Genomic DNA, 4,188 nt, shown 5'->3' with positions numbered 1-4,188 from the left:
GGAAATGACGGAGCGACTGGCGGCATAGAAACCAACCCGATCCACCTTAGCCAAGCCGCCAAACTGTCTCACCAGGCGGGTCCACCTCTAGGCGCTGGAACGCGAGAACCGCGAGTTGCGCCAGGCCAACGAGATCCTTCGCAAGGCGTCAGCATATTTTGCGATGGCGGAGCTCGACCGCCGGTCGAAGTGATGGTGGGTTTCATCGACGCGCACCGGGATGCGCACGGGGTCGAGCCGATCTGCGACGTGCTGCCGATCGCCCCGTCCACCTATTATGATCACCTTGCGAAGCGGGCCGATCCGTCTCGGCTGTCGGATCGGGCACGTCGGGACGAAGCGCTGCGCCCCGAGATCCTGCGCGTGTTCGAAGAGAACTGGCGGGTCTATGGTGTCCGGAAGGTCTGGCGACAGCTTGGCCGTGAGGGCTTCGATGTCGCGCGATGCACGGTGGCACGGCTGATGAAGAGCATGGGTATTCAGGGCATTATCCGCGGCAAGCCGCACAGGACGACGATCCCGGACAAGAAAGCTCCCTGTCCGCTGGACAAGGTGAACCGCCAGTTCCGCGTTCCGGCCCCGAACATGCTGTGGGTGTCGGATTTCACCTATGTCGCCACCTGGAAGGGTTTCGTCTATGTCGCCTTTGTCATCGATGCCTATGCTCGCAAGATCGTTGGCTGGCGCGTCAGCAGTTCGGCGCATGCGGGGTTCGTTCTCGATGCCCTAGAGCAGGCGGTGCATGATCGCCGCCCGGGAAAGGGCATGGGGCTGGTTCACCACAGCGACAGGGGCTCGCAATACCTGTCTATTCGCTACACTGAGCGCTTGGCGGAGGCCGGTCTCGAACCCTCGGTGGGCAGCGTCGGCGACAGTTACGACAACGCCTTGGCCGAGACGATCAATGGCCTGTTCAAGGCGGAGGTCATCCACCGCCGTGGCCCATGGCGCAGCTTGGAAGCCGTGGAATACGCGACGCTCGAATGGGTGGACTGGTTCAACAACCGCCGTCTTCTCGAGCCCATAGGGAACATCCCGCCCGCAGAAGCCGAGGCCAACTTCTATGCAGCTCTGGAAACTGAAGCCATGGCTGCGTAACTAACGTCAATCAGCCTCCGGAAAACCCGGCGCGGTTCACCCACCCCGTTCCCTTCCTGACCCTCCCAGGCACTATAGAACTACAAAATAGTCCCTCGCAATAAAATGATTCATGTGAAGGACTTGGCGACATGGTTCAGCCGTGCGCTGGATCAAAGCCCCGCAGGTAAACTGCAATCTCGGACAGCAGACTCGGGTCAATCCCCCCATCGCTCCGCATCTCGTCCAGTGCACTGCGGGCATGGTCCAAGGTGGTCCACTCGGTCTCCGGCACATCCGGCGCTGACCAGCGCTCCCGCAGCCAGGCCTGGTACTGCTCGCGCTCTTCCGTCGAGAGCAGCTCAGAGGTATGAAACGCCACCAGACGCCGCCCGAGCTGGCGCAGCCGGAGGTCGGCAAGGGTGGCGACGATCTCCTGGCGTCGGGGCCAGTCCGCGCGCTGGAACTCCGCGAGCAGCGCCTTGTCGGCATGGCTGTAGAAGCCGCCATAGATCTGCTTCTCGACCGGAGGCGCGGGCGCAGCGGAGTCTTCGGGGAAGCGCGCGGCGAAGGCTCTCCCGACCCGCGCCCGGAACTCGGGCGCATGGGCGATCACCGCGGCGCGGCGCAACTGCACGGCGCTGGGCGCGGCCACGGAAAGCAGTGCGGGCGACTTGTTGATGGAGAACGCCCGGATGACTTTCGGCGTGGCATCGACGGCAGCGAAGACCGCCGCGTCGTCGGCCGCGAGCAAATCAGCCGGATCGGCGGCATCAAGATCGAAGAAGGCGGCCTGATTGGGGTTGCTGGCTGAGGTTCCGCAGAAGCAGCCGATTGTCGCGCGCGGCAGGCCACCCCCGAACCGCTCGACCAGCGCCATGGGCTGGAAGGTCGCAAGGCTGGCCTGGACATGCGCCTTGTCGCGGTTGGCGAGCAGCTCTGCCCAGAGTCCCGGCGCGCGCTGGGCAATCTGGCGGGCGATGTGGATCGTCGCCTCGACGTCACCGAGCGCGTCATGCGCAATGTGCGAAGCAAAGCCATTCAGCGGCGCGATGCGATCCAGCTTGAAGCGCACCCGGCCATCGGGATCCACGGGCCACTCGAACAGGTCGGGCTGCCGTTGCCAGACGGCATAGAGCGCGGTCAGCACATCGAAGCGCGTGTTCCCGTTGAACTGGGTGGCGAAGATGTCGGGTTGAAGGTTCTGGTAGAAGGCTTGGCGCAGCATCTCCTCGTCGAAGCGGATGCTGTTGAACCCCGTCCAGATCGCGGGCGACCAGCGTTCGATCAGCGCGCCGATCTCCTGCATGAACTCGAAGAGCGTCGGGAATGCGGGATCCACCAGTTGCGCCGGGCGCACGCCGGTAACCGCCAGCGCCCAAGGCGAGGGGATGATGTGCGGCGCGATACGGCAACGAAGATTGACCCGCTCGATCTCCCTGAATTCACCATCCGTCAGAATGGCGGCGAATTGCAGCGGTTGATCGAAGGCGGGCGATGTGCCGGTGGTTTCAAGGTCGTAGAAAGCGAAATTCATCAGCCCAACTTAGCGGGCACCAGGGATTCCGTCATCCAGCAAAGCGCCCGTACACGGCCAACAAGGGCACGGCCCTCACTGCACAGCGATTGGCCGCAGCATGTTGTCGGTGTCGAGCTCGAGCGCGCTGCGCCACAGCGGGGTCTTGAAGACATGGCACACATGCTTGCCGGGGCCGTCCTCACGGGTTTCCATCAGCAGTCCGGCCCATTCAAGCGGCCGCAGCACGCAGGATGAGAACGCGGCCATCTCCCGCCAGCCCGCCGTGTGCCAGTCCTTCGGCTCGCTGTAGAAGGCCTGGAACAAGGCGGCCTCGGTCGTGCCGTGGTCCGCCTCGACGTTGATGACGTTCATCCAGACATCCCACTTGCCGAAAGGGCGCTCGTCGAACCGCGCATAGGAGGCGTGATCGATCCGGAGGACGAAATAAGGGATCAGCTCGGCGAACAGGCGCCCCGGCGCGCCCGCCAACTCGGCGCCACGCTTGGCCAGCCGGAACTCGCCCTTGTAGTGCCGCCCGAGGCGTAGCGAGATCAGCAGGTAATGCAGCACCTCGAGCGGCGGGAACTCGTATTCGTTGATGACCTTGTTGTAGCGGAACATTTCTTCCGCGCTTTTGCCCGGCCAGCCGAAATGCTCGACCGCCCAATGCACGAAGACGCGCTTGAATGCCTTGGTCTTCGTCAGTCCGATCGCACCATGCTCCTGCGCGTATTGCAGGGTCAGGAGTGCTGCGCGCAGCATGGGGGAATGCGCGAGATCGGGGTGGTCATCAGGGAGCGGGCGAAACTCGATCATGGCGCGACGTTGCCACAGGCTGCGTCGCGTTTCCACGGCTCTGAAGCCGACGGAATCGCGCCAACGCTCGAGAGCGGTGAAGTCCTCCTGGCGTCAATGGAGCTTGATCGCAGGCGACTGGCAGCAACGACGCTTGACGGCAGAATAGGGCGCTATTCTGTCATCAAGCAATCTTGCCGCGACATCGTTGGGGCGCCGTGCTGCGACCTACGCCTTCGATCCCGCTTCTTGATCTGCTGAAAGTCGGGCGCTCTGGGCGCGTCGGAGGGCGACTCCCAAAACGTTGACATGGCGTTGACATGAACTGAACGCCAAGAACCCGACGGTTTGCGTCGGGTTCTAACTATTTGATATAAATGGAAGTTCTCGTTTCTGGGGCGCACAACCAACGATACTTGCGATTGGTCGAGCGCCAAATCCCTAGGGTCAGGACTCATAACCAATAAATGACGATTGCGGCGAGGGCGATGGCTGAGAGGAAGACCTTTGGGCATCTGTCATATCGGGTTGCCACACGCCGCCAATCCTTGAGCCTGCCGAACATGATCTCGATCCTGTTGCGCCGTTTGTATCGGCGCTTGTCGTACTTCACCGTCATCTTCCGCTGTTTTCGACCAGGGATACACGCCCGTATCCCCTTGTCTTTCAATGCTTCTCTGAACCAGTCGGCGTCATAGCCGCGATCCCCGAGCAACCAATCGACATCCGGCAGGCTGCTCAACAATGCCCGCGCGCCAATGTAGTCGCTGACCTGACCGGCGCTGACGAACAGGTTG

The 4,188-nt window shown here is 62.6% G+C and carries 3 protein-coding genes, 1 pseudogene and 1 other annotated feature; of the genes and pseudogenes, 1 reads left to right on the top strand and 3 read right to left on the bottom strand.

What is annotated here, in order from left to right; translation table 11 throughout:
* Positions 1-91: 91 nt before the first annotated feature.
* Positions 92-1,098 (top strand): annotated as a pseudogene (locus M511_RS18835) (IS3 family transposase); the annotation flags it as partial.
* Positions 151-267: a sequence feature (AL1L pseudoknot), on the top strand. Its footprint overlaps the pseudogene before it by 117 nt.
* A gap of 136 nt (positions 1,099-1,234) precedes the next feature.
* Here the strand turns inward: M511_RS18835 and M511_RS18830 are convergent.
* The 3 genes from M511_RS18830 to M511_RS18820 form a co-directional block, all read right to left on the bottom strand.
* On the bottom strand, positions 1,235-2,614 hold the full coding sequence (locus M511_RS18830) for an exonuclease domain-containing protein (protein ID WP_085503235.1): 1,380 nt from the start codon (positions 2,612-2,614) through the stop codon (positions 1,235-1,237).
* A gap of 75 nt (positions 2,615-2,689) precedes the next feature.
* A complete protein-coding gene (locus M511_RS18825; protein ID WP_085503233.1) occupies positions 2,690-3,412 on the bottom strand; it encodes a hypothetical protein in 723 nt (240 codons plus the stop codon).
* A gap of 433 nt (positions 3,413-3,845) precedes the next feature.
* Positions 3,846-4,188: IS5 family transposase (locus M511_RS18820; RefSeq protein ID WP_139824611.1), on the bottom strand; the 343-nt coding region annotated here is incomplete at its 5' end.

It is taken from the genome of Paracoccus sp. J56 (assembly GCF_019633685.1).
Classification (GTDB): Bacteria; Pseudomonadota; Alphaproteobacteria; order Rhodobacterales; family Rhodobacteraceae; genus Paracoccus; species Paracoccus kondratievae.
This window is presented reverse-complemented; position numbering and strand designations above follow the sequence as displayed.

Excerpts from the sequence above, each read along its gene's own strand:
- M511_RS18830 (WP_085503235.1), bottom strand. The coding sequence starts at position 2,614 with ATGAATTTCGCTTTCTACGACCTTGAAACCACCGGCACATCGCCCGCC.
- M511_RS18825 (WP_085503233.1), bottom strand. The coding sequence starts at position 3,412 with ATGATCGAGTTTCGCCCGCTCCCTGATGACCACCCCGATCTCGCGCAT.